Origin of the sequence: Cedecea sp. P7760, from assembly GCF_013386425.1 — a bacterium.
Taxonomy (GTDB): Bacteria; Pseudomonadota; Gammaproteobacteria; order Enterobacterales; family Enterobacteriaceae; genus Cedecea; species Cedecea selenatireducens.
Map to the genome: position 1 here is coordinate 20775 of NZ_JACARU010000042.1, position 16895 is coordinate 37669.

Sequence of the window (16895 nt, forward strand, 5' to 3'; positions counted from 1 at the left end):
GTCACAGCACCTTCGATAAAAACTGCCGGGTACGTGGATGCTGGGGCGATTCAACACTTCGTCGCTGCTGCCCTGCTCAACAATTTTGCCGTCCACCATAAACACCACCTGGTCGGCCACCTCGCGCGCAAACCCTATTTCGTGGGTGACCACCACCAGCGTGGTGCCCGAACTCGCCAGCCTTTTAATCACGTCCAGTACTTCGCCTACCAGCTCGGGATCGAGCGCGGAGGTGGGTTCATCAAACAGCATTACGCGCGGGCTAAGCGCCAGAGCGCGGGCAATGGCAATACGCTGTTGCTGGCCGCCGGATAAATGCCGCGACCACGCGTCAGCTTTATTCCGCAGCCCGACCACATCGAGCAGCTCATACGCGCGCTCAACCGCCTCTTTGCGGCTCAGCTGTTTATGGGCCACCGGCGCTTCAATCAGGTTTTCCAGCACCGTCATATGGGGGAAAAGGTTGAAGTTCTGAAAGACATAGCCGACGTTGGCTCGCTGGCGCAGGATCTCCTTTTCTTTAAGCTCATACAGCTTGTCTCCTTTAAGGCGATAGCCAATGTAATCGCCGTCAATCTGGATAAAGCCCTCATCCACGCGCTCAAGGTGGTTGATGCTGCGCAGCAGCGTAGATTTCCCGGAGCCCGATGGGCCGAGAATGACGGTTACCGTGCCCGGCGGTATCTCCAGCGAAACATCGTCCAGCGCCTTATGGCGTCCAAAGTATTTGCTGACGCCGGTAATAGAGATGTGGCCATTATGAGAGGTTGGCATGAATCGGCTCCTGCGATACGACGGCTGTGGACGGCGCCGCGCTGCGGGCGGTACGCGTTTGGTTGATGGCCGAACGACGCTCGCTGCGGGCCAGGGAACGCTCCACCAGATACTGAATGAGCGACAGCACGCTGGTAATCACCAGGTACCAGACGGCCGCCACCATCAGCAGCGGGATAACCTGCTGGGTGCGGTTGTAGATCATCTGGATGGTATAAAACAGCTCAGGCATCGCCAGCACGTAAACCATCGCCGTACCTTTGGCCAGGCTGATGATTTCATTGAACCCGGCGGGCAGGATCGTACGCAGCGCCTGGGGCAGAATAATCCTCACGGTACGCCGCCAGGCGGGCAACCCCAGCGCGGCAGCAGCTTCATATTGCCCGTGGTCCACGCCCAAAAAACCGCCGCGTACGATCTCTGCCGTGTAGGCGCTTTGTACCAGCGTCAGCCCGACAACCGCCGTCGAAAATTGCCCCAGCACGTTAATCGTGTCGTAGCTACCCCAGACAATGCTGGTGAAGGGAATGCCAAGCGAAAGCTTGTCGTACAGATAGGAGAAGTTGTAGAGCACGATCAGCACCACAATCAGCGGCAGCGAGCGGAACAGCCAGATGTAGCTCCAGGCCAGGCTGTTCAACAGCCAGGAAGACGAAAGCCTGGCCAGCGCGAGCAGGCCGCCAAGTATGACGCTCAGTACCGTGCCCAGCAGCGTCAGCAGTAAGGTTTGCCCCAGCCCCTCAAGGATAACCGGGTTAAAAAACCATTGCGCAAAAACGCCCCATTCCCAGCGAGGATTAAACGCGACGGATTGCACCACCACCGCCAGCACGAACAGCGCTATTAAAGCGCCCACGGTACGTAACGGGTAACGCGCGGGCACCACTTTGATGGTTTCAGAAGGTTTCATCGTTATTCCTCATGCCGTTTTGCTCAGGCTTTCCAGCGATAAAATTTTGGTGAACCGCAGCCGTCCGTCGTGGGGAGGCTGGCTGAACGTTTCCGGGTCAACCTCCAGGCTGAACTGCGGATCGTAGCCTTCGCTCAGGTAAAGCCTGACCGCCTCCGGCTGGCGAAAACCGGTGGTCAGATAGATGCGACCATAGCCCGCCTGAAGCGCAAAGCGTTCCAGCTCTCGCACGACACGCCCGGCCAGCCCCTGCTTTCGCAGCGTGCTTTTTGTCCAGATGCGCTTAATCTCTGCGGTTTGCGGGTCGTAAGGCTTGTAGGCACCGGTGGCAATAATTTCGCCTTCCCGCTCAAGCACGATAAAAATGCCCTGCGGGGGGAGATACCACTCGGTAAGCTCGACCTCCGCATCGCGCGAGAAAAAATCCCCGTAGCGGGCAGCGTATTCGCCAAAGAGCCCGCTAATAATGGGCTGCAGCTCAGGCGCTTCCGGGGACAAAACGCGAAAACGTTCGCTCATATCTGCCTCCTCAGTCGCCTAAACCGGCGGGATTAATTTCCGAGGCAGGAATACTTTCCACGCCCTCGCCCCAGCGGTTCAGCACCCTGGCGTAGTCGCCCTGCTGAATAGCGCCGTTGAGCGCCGTTTGTACTGGCTCAACCAGGCCGCTGCCTTTTTTCAGCGTCACCGCAATGTGCGCAGCCTTCGGCCAGCCGCCGTCGACGCTGCCCACCAGCTTCGTCTGCCCGGTCAGCGCCGCTTTCCAGGCCCCGGTGACGTTTGGCCCAAACCAGGCATCCGCCCGGCCGGACTGCAGTGCAAGCGTTAGTGCCGCATCATCTTTGGTGTACACCGGGGTAAAAGGCTTCAGGCCTTTCTTCTGGTTTTCAGCGTTCCATGCCAGCAGGATAGCTTCCTGATTGGTGCCTGAACCCACGACGACGCGCAGCCCGGCAATCTCTTGCGCACGGCTGATGGATTTTATCGGGCTGTTGGCTTTGACGTAAAAGCCCAGGGAGTCTTTGCGATAGGTAGCGAAATCGAACTTCTCTTTGCGATCTTTGGTGACGGTAATATTGCTGATCGCGGCATCATATTTCCCGGAAACCACGCCCAGCGGCCAGTCTTCCCAGGACGTGGGCACCACGTTAAGCTCAAGTCCGAGGCTGTCGGCCACCAGGCGTGCAATATCCACCTCGCTGCCGAGCAGGGTTTTATTATCATCAGAAAAAACCGTCAGCGGCGGCGAGTTCAGCGCCGCCACTGCCACGGTAAACTTACCGGGAACGGCAAAATGGTAGTCTTTGGGTAACTGCGCGATGGCCTGCGGGTTTTTAGCGGTATTTACCGGCGCTTTGTTCGCCTCAAGGCTCACGCCGGTTCCGTTGATGGTGACGTCGTTCGCCCAGGCAAGCGGGGTCCATGCCAGCGCAATGGCCAGCAACAGCGATGTTTTTTGCATAGTCGTTTCTCTTTATTTGCCGTAGCGATTGTCGGGCAGCGCTAAGCCGAAGCTCTCGCGCAGCGTGGTGCCGGGGTAATCCGTGCGGAAAAGGCCTCGCGCCTGCAGCACAGGCACAACCTGTTCAACAAAGCGGGGGAAGGTATCAGGCGTGCCGCCCTGGATGATAAAACCGTCGGCCGCGCGGGCTTCAAACCATTGCTGCAGGCCGTCCACCACCTGTTCCGGCGAACCGGAAAAACGCGGTCTTGGGCTGGCGGCTTCAAGCGCGACCTGCCGCAGGGTCAGCCCACGCTCGCGGGCATTACGTTTGATTTCGTCGGTGGTACTGCGGAAGCTGTTCTGCCCCAGATCGCCGATGTCGGGGAAAGGTTCGTCCAGCGGGTACTGGCTGAAGTCATGATGCTCAAAGTAGCGACCAAGGTAGTTCAGGGCATCGGGCACCGACACCAGCGCGGCGGTGGTTTGGTACTGCTGTTCTGCGTCTGCTTCATCCTTGCCGACAATGACGCTGACGCCCTGGAAGATGTGCAAGGAGTCTGCCTCACGGCCTTGCCCTTCGAGCTGGCTTTTCACGTCACGGTAAAAAGCTTTCGCTTCGGCGAGCGTTTCATGGTGGGTAAAAATGGCATCCGCATGTTTAGCCGCCAGCTTTTTGCCATCTTCTGAGGCACCGGCCTGGAACACAATCGGCCGCCCCTGCGGTGTACGGCCAATATTCAGCGGCCCGGCCACCTGGAAGAAATCCCCTTGATGGTTTAGCGCATGCAGTTTTTCAGGCGCAAAAAACTGCCCGCTCTCTTTGTTGCGCACGAAAGCGTCCTCTTCCCACGAATCCCATAGCCCCTTCACGACGTCCAGATACTCATCGGCGATGCGGTAGCGCAGCGCATGCTCGGGGTGCTGCGTTCTGGAGAAATTTTTGGCAGAACCTTCAAGGGGTGAAGTGACCACGTTCCAGCCCGCACGGCCATTACTCAGGTGATCGAGGCTGGCAAACTGGCGAGCCGTAGTAAAAGGATCGCTGTAAGAGGTGGATAAGGTCCCCACCAGGCCTAAATGTTGGGTCAAGGCTGCGAGCGCGGATAATACCGTCAGCGGTTCAAACCGATTTAAAAAGTGTGGGATAGATTTTTCGTTAATATACAGCCCATCGGCAACAAATATAAAATCCAGCTTCCCTTCTTCCGCTTTCAAAGCCGTTTGTGTGACAAACTCAAAATTAATGCTGGCATCTGCTATCGCGGCAGGATGACGCCAGGCCGACATATTTCCCGAAGCGCCATGTAATATCGTACCCAGTCGTAACTGTCGTTTTCCAGACATGCCTCATCCTTATGCGGATCGTTAAAATCCGCCATCGCTGATTAGAATTAAAATTGTTGTAGCGCCGATTGTGCTAAGCGGGCGAAATAGCGAGCCGCAGGTTCAATCAATCGTTCATCAGGGTCGAAGCCCGGATGATGAAGTCCGTAGCGGCTTTCGCTGCCGATGCTGACAAAAGCGCCGGGAATATGCTGGAGATAAACCGCAAAATCTTCGCCGCCCATGTGCAGCTCCGCAGGGTGGGTTGCATAACCTTCCACCGCGGCCACCTCGCTGGAAAACGCCGCCCAGCGCTCATCGTTAACCAGCGCGTCCGGCCCCAGATGCCAGGTGACCTCTATTTCTGCCCCAAAGGCGCTGGCAAGACCGGCAGCAATCTCCAGAACCCGCTTTTTTACCGCTTCCCGCACGCTGGCGCTGTGGGTCCGCAGGGTGCCTTCCAGCTCGACGTTTTCCGGCAGCACGTTCCAGGTATTGCCGCCCGCAATTCGCGTTATGCTCAGCACCGCCGACTCAAGCGTATTGACCTCCCGGCTGGTGATGCTTTGCAGCAGGCTAACCAGCTGGCTGGCAAGCAAAATCGCGTCTTTGCCCTCATGGGGACGGGCGGCATGCGCACCTTTGCCGCGCACCTGAATAACCAGGCGATCGACGTTGGCATAAAACGCACCGCCGCGAGTGGCAAATGCCCCCACCGGCAGGTTAGGCTCATTGTGCATGCCAAAAATAGCCGAAATCCCCTGCAGAACGCCGGCTTTTACCAGCGTGGTTGCGCCGCCAAAACGTTCTTCTGCGGGCTGAAACAGAATACGTACTCGTCCGTTAAGCTGCGCTTCGTTCTGCTTAAGCAGCAGCGCCGCCCCTAGCATCACGCTGCTGTGAACGTCATGTCCGCAGGCGTGCATTACGCCAGCATTTTGCGAGCTAAAGGCCACGCCGCTGGTTTCTTCAATCGGCAATGCGTCAATGTCGGCCCGCAGGGCAACGGCCTTTTCACCATCGCCAATCTCTGCCACTACGCCGGTTTTTAGCGAATAAGGCAGCAGGCGAATGCCGGCACTTTGCAGCCAGTCACGGATGCGCGAGGTTGTTTCCACTTCCTCGAGTGAAAGCTCCGGGAAGCGATGCAGTTCTCGCCGCCAGTCGATCAGTTGCTGAGCGAAAGTCATAGTGCCGCCTCCGTAATCGCGTGGGCTTCGGCCAACAAACGCAGTGAAGCGATGCGTTCAGCGCCCTCGGCAATTGGCGTATCAATGATGAATTCATCAATACCGTAAGCTTCGTGCAGCGCCTGCAGCCCTTCCCTGACCGTTTCTGGCGTGCCTTTTAGCAGCGAAGGTTCACGGCGCGTCAGGCTTCGGAGCGCACTGCCTGACTGGCGGGCAAAGCTGTGCGCTTGCTGTTCGCTGGCCACGCTCACCCGCTGGCCGTTTTCCAGCTCCACGCCCCAAATCTCAACCTGCCCGGCAAGCTCGTCCGCACGTTCGGCGTCCTGCGCCACGATAACCTGCACGGCCACCAGCACGTCGCGTCGGCTGTTTGCCCGCCAGTCGTTCAGCACGTCACGCAGCAGCGTTTTATCGCCGTTCAGATGGGCAGCAAAAACAAAATTCCAGTCAAGGCTTGCGGCCAGCCTCGCACTTTGCAGGCTCGCACCCAGCAAAAAACCGTCCGGGCGCTGGGCCGGCAGCGGCGTGGCGCGAATCCCTTCTTCTTCCGCAGGATCGTTCAGTGAAAGCCAGCCGTCGAGCTGGGTAAGCTGCTCATCAAAAGTGCCTTTTGCGGCCGGCGAGAACCCTTGCTGCAGCGCCTGCGTCGAAAGGGGTAAGCCGCCGGGCGCTTTCCCCACGCCCAGATCGATGCGCCCTGGCGCAAGGGAAGACAGCAGGTGAAAGTTCTCGGCGACTTTATAGGGGCTGTAATGCTGCAGCATGACGCCGCCGGAGCCCACGCGAATACGGCTGGTTTGCCCGACAATCCAGGCAATCAGCACTTCCGGCGAGGGGCTGGCAAGCTGGGGCGTGTTGTGGTGCTCCGCCAGCCAGAAACGGTGATAGCCCCAGGCTTCCGCCTGCTGCGCAAGGTGCAGCGTGCGCGTCAGGGCATCCGTCGCGCTGTCGTTTGGCGCAAGCGGGCTTTTATCCAGGATACTGATGCGATAAGACATAATGCAGGCTCGTTTTTAAAAACATGCCTGCATTATTAAAAGCGGGAGACGGCGGAGAGAAACAATTAATTTACATTTAGTCTTCTGAAAAAGAGATAAACAAAGTTCAGCGTTATTCTCACTGTTTGCTACCGGAGCAAAAAATCGCCGATTGATTCACCTTCGGGCATAAAAAAAGCCCCGCCGTATAACCCGCGAGGCTTTTTCTCAACCGCCAATATTAATCGCGATTTTGCAGTTCAATAATATTTTGCTCGAGCCGGCTAATCAGGTTGCTTAACAGCGCCTGCTCTTCGCGAGTAATCCCCGTCAGGATCTCTCCCCGCGTTTCGTTTATCACACCTTCCATCTTTTCGATGATAGGCGTGGCTTGCTCGGTCAATTTAATCCGTTTTGCCCGACGGTCGTTTGCACAGGTTTTACGCGAGATTAACCCTTTTTCTTCGAGTTGATCGAGCGTACGAACCAGTGACGGCTGCTCAATGCCGATCGCTTTAGCCAACTGAATCTGTGACTGATCTGGCGGCAGCTGATGAATATTATGCAGCGTTACCCAGTGTGTCTGTGTCAATTCCAGAGGTTTCAGGCGATGGTCAATTAGCGCACGCCAGATGCGTACCAGGCGGGCCAGATCCGAACCTAATGGCGATGGCGATTCCAATTTCATCTCCTTATAATTAGCTTGCTAACTTATTATACTGATTTTAGACTATTGTGCAGGCATTAATTGTTAAAAACAAATCCCTTACTTTCACTGAAGTTATGCAACCAGCTATACTTTTATTCTACATCTAAGTGAGGGGAAACGGCAGTCATCCCCGTGTTTTAAAGGATTATCACTACGTGCGTCTCACTTTTAGCCCGTCCGGCTTCCCGCTTCAGGATCTTGTGGTTGGAGCGTCGATTTACTTTCCTCCACTGTTTAAGGCCGTGTTTGTCGGTTTTTTCATTTGGCTAGTCGTCCATCGCCTGCTGCGGGACTGGATCTATTCTGGTGAAATCTGGCACCCCACGTTGATGGATTTATCCCTTTTCGCGCTGTCCGTCAGCGCCGGCATGGCTCTTTTGGTGATGTGGTAACACAATGAATCTCAAAACAATAAAATACTTTTCCACCCTCATTGTTCTTGCCGCTGCGCTGCTGGCGGGCTGGCTGTTATGGAACTACTACATGCAGTCTCCCTGGACGCGGGACGGCAAAGTGCGTGCCGAACAGGTGAGCATTACGCCGCAGGTTTCCGGCACCATCGTTAGCCTGAACGTGAAGGATAATCAGTTTGTCAGTAAAGGCACTCCGCTGTTTACCCTGGATGCAACGCCCTATCACATTGCGGTGCTGAACGCAGAGGCGCAGTTGGCAAAGGCACAGTCCGACCTGGCCAAAGCCAGCAACGAAGCGAACCGCCGCCATAATCTGCCGCGCAACTATATTTCCGCCGAGGATATGGATACCGCCAATATCAACGTCAAAGCTATGCAGGCGGCGGTTAAGGTCGCTCAGGCAACGCTCGAACAGGCCCAGTGGCAGCTTTCACAAACCACGGTGACCGCGCCGGTCGACGGCTGGGTCACCAATCTCACCTCCCGTACCGGCAACTATGCCACCGAAGGCAAGCCGGTCTTTGCGCTGGTCGACAGCCACTCGTTTTACGTTGTCGGCTACTTCGAAGAAACCAAGCTGCGCCGCATTCAGCCAGGCAATACCGTGCAGATTGTGCTGTACAACGGTAACCAAAAGTTGAGCGGTAAAGTAGAAAGTATCGGCCGAGCCATTTACGACCAAAGCATTGAAAGCGATAGCGATTTGGTGCCTGACATCAAGCCTAACGTGCCGTGGGTTCGCCTGGCGCAACGCGTGCCGGTGCGCATTAGCCTGGACGCCATTCCCAAGGACGTGACGCTGGTTTCCGGCACCACCTGCACCGTTAGCGTTCAGCCTTGATGAACCTCAGTTTTCTGGAGTGGCGCAACACGCCGTGGGGAAAAGCCACCGGCGGGCAATGGCGCTATGCCTTGCGCAACGCTATCGCCATGGGCATGGCGCTGGCTATCGCCTATGGCCTGAATCTGGACGAACCCTACTGGGCGATGACTTCAGCGGCGGTGGTGAGCTTCCCTACCGTCGGCGGGGTGATCAGCAAGAGCCTGGGCCGCATCGCGGGCAGTTTTATCGGGGCGGCAGCGTCGTTAATGATTGCCGGCAACGCGCTGAACGATCCCTGGCTGTTTACCTTCGCCATGGCAAGCTGGCTGGCGCTTTGTACGTGGGCCTCCAGCCATTTTCAGAATAACGTTGCCTACGCTTTTATGCTGGCAGGTTATACCGCCGCGATTATCGCCTTCCCGATGGTCAATACCGTAGAGTCGACGGAGCTGTGGGACATCGCCCAGGCCCGCGTGTGCGAAGTTGTCGTCGGGATCTTGTGCGGCGGCTTCATGATGATGGTATTGCCCAGTACCTCGGACGGCAGCGCGCTGGTCACCGCGCTGAAAAACATGCATGCCCGGCTGCTCGAGCACGCCAGCCTGCTTTGGCAGCCGGAAACTACCGACGCTATTCGCACCGCGCACGAAGGCATTATCGGCCAGATCCTGACCATGAACCTGCTGCGCATTCAGGCTTTCTGGAGCCACTACCGCTTTCGCCGTCAAAACAACCTGCTGAACTACCTGCTCCACCAGCAATTGCGCCTGACCAGCGTTATCTCCGGCCTGCGGCGGATGCTGCTTAACTGGCCCGAAGCCCCCGCCAATATCTGGTCAGTGCTCGACAGCCTGCTGCGGGAGTTGGCAAAACCGGATGCCGATAAATACACCGTAGCCCGACTGCTGCAGCAGATCGCGCCCCATTCGCAGGATGACTACCGCCACCAGGCATTCTGGCACCGCCTGCGCTATTTCAGCTGGCTATACCTCAACAGCAGCCGCTGGCTAAGGGAGCTGGAAAACGCCACGCCCGTGTCGGTGATTACGCCACCGGAGGCCCCGCCGCTCGCTCGTCATACCGACAGTGCCGAAGCGCTGTGGAGCGCCCTGCGTACCTTTGCCACCATCACCCTGACCGGGGCATGGTGCATCGGCACCCAATGGGAGTCAGGCGGCGGCGCGCTTTCGCTGGCCGCTATTAGCTGCGTGCTTTACTCCTCGGTCGCCTCCCCGCTCGGCTCGCTAACCCTGCTAATGCGCACCTTGCTGTGGCTCTCACTGTTCAGCTTCCTGGTGAAGTTCGGCCTGATGATTCAGGTCACCCAGCTGTGGCAGTTCCTGCTTTTCCTGCTGCCGCTGCTGCTCACCATGCAGTTGCTGAAGCTCCAGCAGCCTAAACGAGCCGCGCTCTGGGGGCAACTCATCGTGTTTATGGGATCGTTTCTCGCGGTGAGTAACCCGCCGGTTTACGACTTCGCCGGATTTATGAATGACAACCTGGCCAAAGTGCTCGGGGTGGGGATTTCATGGCTGGCTTTTTCGGTGCTGCGCCCAAGCTCGGACACCCGGCGCAGCCGGCGGCATATCCGGGCGCTGCGGCGCGGATTTATCGACCAGCTAAGCCGCAAACCGCAGCACAGCGAAAGCCAGTTTGAGTCGCTGGTTTATCATCACATCAGCCAGCTTAGTAACAGCAAAGAAGAAGCGGCCCGCCGCTGGCTGCTGCGCTGGGGCGTGGTGCTGCTCAACTGCTCGCACGTTGTCTGGCAGCTTCGCGGCTGGGAAACCCGCTCCGACCCGTTGTCGATGGTCAGGGATGTTTGCCTGCATACGCTGCGTGACGTGATGAGCGAGCGCGGCGTGCTGCAAAGGCCGCTGGCGGAATCACTGAAAGAACTGCAAAGAATGTGCGACACGCTGGCGCATCATCATGACCCGGCGGCGCGGGAACTGGCGGGGATTATCTGGCGACTTTATTGCTCGCTGTCGCAGCTGGAACAGGCACCGCCTGCCGGAACGCTGGCAGGCGGTCGGTAACGATTAAGGCACGTCGTAACCGAGCGCGGCCTTACGAATGCGGAACCACTGCTGGCGAGTCATGTTCAGCGACAGCGAGTGGATGGCAGAGCGTACGCGCTCGATTTTGCCCGAGCCGATGATTGGCAGCGGGGAGGACGGCAGGCGCATGACCCAGGCATAAACCACCTGCTCGATGGTTTCGGCGCCGATCTCTTCCGCTACTTTCTGCAGCTCGGCGCGCAGAGGCTGGAATTCATCGTCATTGAACAGACGACCGCCGCCGAGGCAGGACCACGCCATCGGGCGAATGCGCAGCTGCTGGAGCTGATCCAGCGTGCCGTCCAGCAGCAGCGGCTGGTGCACCGGCGAAAGCTCAACCTGGTTGGTCGCCAGGGTAAACGGCAGACGAGACTGCAGCAGCGCAAACTGCGCCGGGGTGAAGTTAGACACGCCAAAATGACGAACCTTGCCGCTGTGGTGCAGCGCGGTAAACGCTTCAGCCACTTCATCGGCATCCATCAGCGGATCCGGGCGGTGGATAAGCAGCAGGTCAATGTAGTCAGTCGCCAGTTTTTTCAGCGAGCCTTCCGCACTGCTGATGATGTAGTCGCGGTCGGTAATGTAATGGCCGATGGCGTTTTCTGCTTTAGCGGTGGTGGCGATGCCGCACTTGGTGACAATCTCCATTTTGCTGCGCAGATGAGGCACCAGGCGCATGGCATCGCCGAAAGCAGCTTCACAGGCGTAACCGCCGTAAATATCCGCGTGATCCGCCGTGGTAATGCCCAGCTCAACGTGTTCTTCAATAAAGCTCGCCAGCTCGCGCGGCGACATATTCCATTCCATCAAACGCCAGTAGCCCATCACCAGGCGTGAAAATTCCGGTCCCTGCGGGGCAATCGTAATGCGTTGTACCATAAAAAATGACCTCAAATAAGGAAAGAAACTGCCCCAAGTATAACGGCCCTGAATGATTAAAACAGTGAGGGCTGCTCGGGTTCTTCAGGAGAATTTGGCTTGTTTGCTCGTAACTTGCGCAATAAGCGTTGACGGCAGAGGCGCAGCACGTCCTGTTTTTGCACGTCGCTCATTTGCTGCCACTGGAAGCGTTCATCGCGGCTGCGCATACAGCCACGACAAAACCCGCGTTCATCCGACTGGCAGATACCGCGACAGGGACTTTGAATGGGGAAGAACTCTAACTGCTCAGACACCAGCCCACCTCATTAACGACTTTGCATCAATTGAAGCCTGACTCCGTTCGGGATGCAAGCGGGACGGCTAAAAAATCGCCTGCCGGCGAAAAGCTTTCGAAAATTAAGGTTCAGCTAATCTTCTCTCTCCAGAATAGCGGATATTCTGTTTAGTATTCACGGCTTATATGAACTTCTTAAAAAAGTTACAGTGTAACGATGCGCAATTTAACCTGTGCTGCGCTTTCTTCTTTACGCTGATCAACTCTCTCTTTATTCACCGCAGCTGGCAGCTGATTGCCCCGGACTCTTTCCATAGCTGGCTGTTTGCCGCCTCAGTGCCGGTGGTGCTGTTCTGCGCGTGGCTGACCATTTTCAGCGTGGTTAATCTGCCCTGGCTGCGTAAGCCCGTGCTGGTGCTGCTGGTTATCGGCTGCGCGGCCAGCAACTATTTTATGTTTACCTACGGGGCCGTCATCGATAAAAACATGATGGTCAACGTGTTTGAAACTGACTCACAGGAAGCCGCCGCGCTGGTCACGCCTCAGCTGGTTAGCTGGCTGGCTCTGGCGGGGATCGTACCCGCCCTGCTGCTTGCGCTGGTGAAAGTCCAGCCCGCGCGCTGGTGGCATACCGTGCTGACTCGCCTGGTTAGCGTGCTGGCCGGGCTGCTGGTCATCATCCTCGTCGCCGCCGTGTTTTATAAGGACTATGCTTCGCTGTTCCGCAACAACAAAGGCGTGGTGAAAATGGTCACGCCGGCAAACTACATCAGCGCCCTCAGCCGCTACAGCAAAGAACGCTGGTTTGCCGGGGACCAGACGCTGATCAAAATTGGTACGGACGCGCAAAAAGGCCCATTAATTAAGCAGCAGCCAAAGAAAACGCTGGTGGTGCTGGTGGTTGGCGAAGCCTCAAGAGCCGAGAACTACTCGCTGGGGGGCTATGCCCGTGAAACGAACCCACAGCTGAAAAAACAGGATGTGATTTACTTCCAGAACGCGTCCTCCTGCGGGACGGAAACCGCGGTTTCTGTGCCCTGTATGTTCTCCAACATGCCGCGCAAATCCTACGATGCCGATCTTGCCCATCATCAGGAAGGGCTGCTTGACGTGCTGGCCCACGGCGGGGTTAACGTGCTGTGGCGGGATAACGACGGCGGCTGCAAAGGTGCCTGCGACCGAATACCGCATACGGACATGACGCAGTGGAAGCTGGACGTTTACTGTAAAGACGGCGCCTGTCTTGACGATGTTCTGCTCCATCGCCTGGATAACGTGATTGACGGCCTGCAGCAGGATACGGTCATCGTGCTGCACCTGATGGGTAGCCACGGCCCCGCTTACTATCAGCGCTACCCGGACGCTTTCCGCCGCTTCACGCCAACCTGCGACAGCAACCAGATTCAGGACTGCGATCGCCAGGCGCTGATTAACACCTATGACAACACTATCCTGCACACGGACGATGTGCTGAGCCGCACAATCGACAAGCTGAAGCAGCATCAGGCCAGGCTCAATACCGCGCTGGTCTATCTGGCCGATCACGGCGAGTCGCTGGGCGAAAGCGGCATCTACCTGCACGGCACGCCGTATATGCTGGCACCTGGTCAGCAAACGCATATTCCGCTGCTGTTCTGGCTGTCGCAGGATTACCAGCAAAACTTTGCCCTGGACAGAGACTGCCTGGCGCACAAAGCCGACAGTGACCCTGTATCACAGGATAATCTCTTCTCGACGGTGCTGGGCATGATGAACATCAATAGCCAGGTTTATCAGAAAGATATGGATATTCTGGCGGAGTGCCGGAAGCGTTAATCGTGTGGCGGCCATTAAAATTTGGCCGCCCCTCTTGCATTAGACCGACTGGTCTACTACATTGAGCGCATGAATCGACATCCTGAACACGACACTCGCGAACACCTTCTCGCCACCGGCGAGCGGTTGTGCCTTGCCCGGGGTTTTACCGGCATGGGCTTAAGCGAATTGTTACGCACCGCAGAAGTGCCCAAAGGCTCTTTCTACCACTACTTTCGCTCTAAAGAAGCGTTTGGCGTGGCCATGCTTGAGCGCTATTACCAGGCGTCCAATCTGCGCGTAGCGGATCACTTTTTACGCGGTGAAGGCAATTTTCGCCAACGCCTGCTGAAGTGGTACCAGGATATGCTGAGCTACTTCTGCCAGAGCGGGAATTTGAGCAACTGCCTGATAGTGAAGCTTTCGGCAGAGGTCTGTGACCTTTCGGAAGATATGCGCGGGGCGCTGAACAACGGTGGCTCACAGCTTGTCTCCCTGCTGGCAGATACGCTTGAGAAAGGACGCAGTGAAAAAAGCCTGCGCTTTGACGGCGAAGCGTTCGATCAGGCCATGGTGCTATACGCACTCTGGCTGGGCGCCAGCCTGCAGGCAAAGATTTCCCGCAGCGCGCTGCCCCTTGAAAGCGCGTTAGCACACGTACAAACCCTATTGGCAGAACCTGTCGCCTGACGGGTTTTTTATTTACTGAATTACTAGACGACCGGTCTACTTGAGGAAACACCATGTCAGCAGATAAACTGTTTACGCCGCTCAAAGTTGGCGCAATCACCGTTCCAAACCGTATCTTTATGGCTCCGCTGACGCGCCTGCGCAGCATCGAGCCGGGTGATATCCCAACGCCGCTGATGGGGGAATATTACCGTCAGCGTGCCAGCGCCGGGCTTATCATCAGCGAAGCAACTCAGATTTCTGCCCAGGCCAAAGGCTATGCGGGCGCGCCAGGCCTGCACAGCGAAGAGCAAATCGCCGCGTGGAAAAAAATCACCGCGGGCGTTCATGCAGAAAAAGGCCATATCGCCGTTCAGCTGTGGCACACCGGCCGTATCTCCCACTTCACGCTTCAGCCAGGCCAGCAGGCTCCGGTCGCGCCTTCCGCGCTGAGCGCCGGGACTCGTACCTCGCTGCGTGACGAAAACGGTCACGCCGTTCGTGAAGATACCTCTATGCCGCGCGCGCTGGAACTCAGCGAGATTCCGGGCATCGTAAACGATTTCCGTCAGGCTATCGGTAACGCTCGCGACGCAGGGTTTGACCTGGTTGAGCTGCACTCCGCGCACGGCTACCTGCTGCACCAGTTCCTGTCTCCGTCTTCTAACCACCGCACCGACGAATACGGCGGCAGCCGCGAGAACCGCGCTCGCCTGGTGCTGGAAGTGGTTGATGCCGGGATCAAAGAATGGGGTGCCGATCGCATCGGGATCCGCGTTTCGCCGATTGGCTCGTTCCAGAACGTAGACAACGGCCCGAACGAAGAGTCTGACGCGCTGTACCTGATTGAAGAGCTGGGTAAACGCGGCATTGCCTATCTGCACATGTCCGAGCCGGACTGGGCCGGTGGCGAACCGTACACCGAAGCATTCCGTGAAAAAGTTCGCGAGCGTTTCAGCGGCGTTATCGTTGGCGCAGGGGCATATACCCCGGAGAAAGCGGAAGATCTGATCGGCAAAGGCCTGATTGACGCGGTAGCTTTTGGCCGTTCGTTCATCGCGAACCCTGACCTGGTCGCTCGTCTGCACAAAAATGCCGAGCTGAACCCGCAGCGCCCTGAATCCTTCTACGGCGGCGGCGCGGAAGGTTATACCGACTACCCAAGCCTGTAACTCCGCAGTACCTTTCATTGATAGCGGCGCGTAAACGCCGCTATACTCAACGACTCCAGAAATAACTGTCTTATTCGACGAGGATTTTATGCGTCTACTTCATACCATGCTGCGCGTTGGCGACCTGCAACGCTCCATCGAGTTCTACACCAAAGTACTGGGCATGAAACTGCTGCGTACCAGCGAAAACACGGAGTACAAATACTCTCTGGCGTTTGTTGGCTATGGCGATGAAAGCGACACGGCGGTTATCGAGCTGACCTACAACTGGGGCGTGGACAGCTATGAGCTGGGTACCGCTTACGGCCACATCGCGCTGAGCGTGGATAACGCCGCAGACGCCTGTGAGCGTATTCGCCACAACGGCGGCAACGTGACTCGCGAAGCCGGCCCGGTAAAAGGCGGCACTACCGTTATCGCTTTCGTTGAAGATCCGGACGGTTACAAAATCGAACTGATCGAAGAAAAACACGCGGGCAAAGGCCTGGGTAACTGATTTTCAGACGATTAGCGTCAAACAAGGGGCGTGTTGTACGCCCCTTACTGCAACACTCCCCGAAATTTGCCATAATGCGCGCTGCATTTTCCCCGTATTAAGAGAAGCTGATGTCAGACAACACGCAATTGAATGGCCTGTGCGACCGTTTTCGTGGTTTTTATCCGGTAGTTATCGATGTTGAAACCGCAGGTTTTAACGCAAAAACCGATGCGTTACTGGAAATCGCCGCCGTTACCCTGAAGATGGATGAAGACGGCTGGTTATCCCTCGACGAAACGCTGCACTTCCATGTCGATCCGTTTGAGGGCGCGAACCTTCAGCCAGAAGCTCTGGCATTCAACGGTATTGACCCGCATAACCCACTGCGTGGTGCCGTCAGCGAATATGATGCGCTGCACGCCATTTTCAAAACCGTGCGTAAAGGCATTAAAGACAGCGGCTGTAGCCGGGCGATTATGGTGGCGCACAACGCCACGTTCGATCACAGCTTTATGATGGCAGCGGCAGAGCGAGCTTCTTTGAAGCGCAATCCGTTCCATCCGTTTGTGACGTTTGATACTGCGGCCCTGAGCGGCCTGGTGCTGGGGCAAACGGTGCTGGCCAAAGCCTGCATCGCCGCTGGCCAGAAGTTTGACAGCTCGCAGGCCCACTCCGCCCTGTATGACACCGAACAGACCGCCCTGCTGTTTTGCGAAATAGTGAACCGCTGGAAGCGCCTCGGCGGCTGGCCGCTGCCCCCGGCGGATGAGCCAGAATCTGAAGCATAAAAAAGCGCCCCTCGGGTTAATGCCGGTCCCTTAAGATGACCGGCATTGTTTTTTAGGGGATATTTTGACCTTTTCTCCCTCACTTCTCTCGCATACTCCCGCTCCTGTCTTGAGGGCAGTTTCAGCATCGCTGCATTGCTGTAAAAGTGTTTCAGATGACCCGGGATCGCTCCCGGAGATGACCACGGCAGTCTGATTAATAAACGTAATAACTT

Annotated in this window: 15 protein-coding genes and 3 pseudogenes; 8 read left to right on the plus strand and 10 right to left on the minus strand. The window is 56.9% G+C overall.

Features of this window, described 5'->3' with window-relative positions:
- Position 1: 1 nt before the first annotated feature.
- The 7 genes and pseudogenes from HX778_RS14980 to slyA all read right to left on the minus strand — a co-directional run bounded on the left by HX778_RS14980 (position 2) and on the right by slyA (position 7306).
- Positions 2–774 (minus strand): annotated as a pseudogene (locus HX778_RS14980) (amino acid ABC transporter ATP-binding protein).
- Entirely contained in the window at positions 758–1684 is a 927-nt protein-coding gene (locus HX778_RS14985) for an amino acid ABC transporter permease (RefSeq protein ID WP_038473179.1), read from the minus strand. The pseudogene HX778_RS14980 and the gene HX778_RS14985 overlap by 17 nt, the downstream one beginning before the upstream one ends.
- 9 nt (positions 1685–1693) lie before the next feature.
- On the minus strand, positions 1694–2203 hold the full coding sequence (locus HX778_RS14990; RefSeq protein WP_038473181.1) for a GNAT family N-acetyltransferase: 510 nt from the start codon (positions 2201–2203) through the stop codon (positions 1694–1696).
- A gap of 10 nt (positions 2204–2213) precedes the next feature.
- A pseudogene (locus HX778_RS14995) lies at positions 2214–4472 on the minus strand (NtaA/DmoA family FMN-dependent monooxygenase).
- Positions 4473–4519: 47 nt separating this feature from the next.
- Positions 4520–5641, minus strand: a complete 1122-nt coding sequence (locus HX778_RS15000) for an amidohydrolase (protein WP_038473189.1) — start codon at positions 5639–5641, stop codon at positions 4520–4522.
- The gene (locus tag HX778_RS15005) at positions 5638–6639 is read right to left on the minus strand and encodes an LLM class flavin-dependent oxidoreductase (protein WP_038473190.1); all 1002 of its coding nucleotides are present in this window, start codon (positions 6637–6639) and stop codon (positions 5638–5640) included. Before HX778_RS15005 ends, HX778_RS15000 begins: the two co-directional genes overlap by 4 nt.
- A 220-nt stretch (positions 6640–6859) precedes the next feature.
- The gene (gene slyA, locus HX778_RS15010) at positions 6860–7306 is read right to left on the minus strand and encodes a transcriptional regulator SlyA (RefSeq protein ID WP_038473191.1); all 447 of its coding nucleotides are present in this window, start codon (positions 7304–7306) and stop codon (positions 6860–6862) included.
- A 176-nt stretch (positions 7307–7482) separates the two neighbouring features.
- On the opposite strand from slyA, the gene HX778_RS15015 reads away from it, so the two are divergent.
- The 3 genes from HX778_RS15015 to HX778_RS15025 are packed head-to-tail and all read left to right on the plus strand — an operon-like array spanning position 7483 to position 10602.
- Positions 7483–7719 carry a DUF1656 domain-containing protein gene (locus HX778_RS15015; RefSeq protein WP_038473194.1) on the plus strand — a complete coding sequence of 79 codons (237 nt, stop codon included), beginning with the start codon at positions 7483–7485 and terminating at the stop codon, positions 7717–7719.
- A 4-nt stretch (positions 7720–7723) separates the two neighbouring features.
- Positions 7724–8581, plus strand: coding sequence for an HlyD family secretion protein (locus tag HX778_RS15020; protein WP_038473196.1), 858 nt, complete (start codon positions 7724–7726; stop codon positions 8579–8581).
- Positions 8581–10602 carry an FUSC family protein gene (locus HX778_RS15025; protein ID WP_038473198.1) on the plus strand — a complete coding sequence of 674 codons (2022 nt, stop codon included), beginning with the start codon at positions 8581–8583 and terminating at the stop codon, positions 10600–10602. The genes HX778_RS15020 and HX778_RS15025 overlap by 1 nt, the downstream gene beginning before the upstream one ends.
- A 3-nt stretch (positions 10603–10605) precedes the next feature.
- Here HX778_RS15025 and HX778_RS15030 read toward each other — a convergent pair whose 3' ends face one another.
- Both HX778_RS15030 and HX778_RS15035 read right to left on the minus strand, forming a co-directional pair.
- Positions 10606–11502, minus strand: a complete 897-nt coding sequence (locus HX778_RS15030) for an aldo/keto reductase family oxidoreductase (protein ID WP_038473200.1) — start codon at positions 11500–11502, stop codon at positions 10606–10608.
- Positions 11503–11558: 56 nt separating this feature from the next.
- Positions 11559–11798 (minus strand): DUF1289 domain-containing protein, encoded by a 240-nt coding sequence (locus HX778_RS15035; RefSeq protein WP_071842925.1) that lies wholly within the window; start codon positions 11796–11798, stop codon positions 11559–11561.
- Positions 11799–11965: 167 nt separating this feature from the next.
- On the opposite strand from HX778_RS15035, the gene eptA reads away from it, so the two are divergent.
- The 5 genes from eptA (at position 11966) to rnt (ending at position 16680) form a co-directional block, all read left to right on the plus strand.
- Positions 11966–13594: a phosphoethanolamine transferase EptA gene (eptA, locus tag HX778_RS15040; protein ID WP_038473203.1), complete on the plus strand. Its 1629-nt coding sequence runs from the start codon at positions 11966–11968 to the stop codon at positions 13592–13594.
- Positions 13595–13663: 69 nt separating this feature from the next.
- Complete coding sequence (locus tag HX778_RS15045; RefSeq protein ID WP_038482712.1) at positions 13664–14263, plus strand: TetR/AcrR family transcriptional regulator; 600 nt, start codon at positions 13664–13666, stop codon at positions 14261–14263.
- Between the two features lie 53 nt (positions 14264–14316).
- A complete protein-coding gene (locus HX778_RS15050) occupies positions 14317–15414 on the plus strand; it encodes an alkene reductase (protein ID WP_038473205.1) in 1098 nt (365 codons plus the stop codon).
- An 88-nt stretch (positions 15415–15502) separates the two neighbouring features.
- Positions 15503–15910 carry a lactoylglutathione lyase gene (gene gloA / locus HX778_RS15055; RefSeq protein ID WP_038473207.1) on the plus strand — a complete coding sequence of 136 codons (408 nt, stop codon included), beginning with the start codon at positions 15503–15505 and terminating at the stop codon, positions 15908–15910.
- Between the two features lie 110 nt (positions 15911–16020).
- Positions 16021–16680 carry a ribonuclease T gene (gene rnt, locus HX778_RS15060; RefSeq protein WP_038473210.1) on the plus strand — a complete coding sequence of 220 codons (660 nt, stop codon included), beginning with the start codon at positions 16021–16023 and terminating at the stop codon, positions 16678–16680.
- 29 nt (positions 16681–16709) lie between these two features.
- Here the strand turns inward: rnt and HX778_RS15065 are convergent.
- A pseudogene (locus tag HX778_RS15065) lies at positions 16710–16895 on the minus strand (IS4 family transposase); the annotation flags it as partial.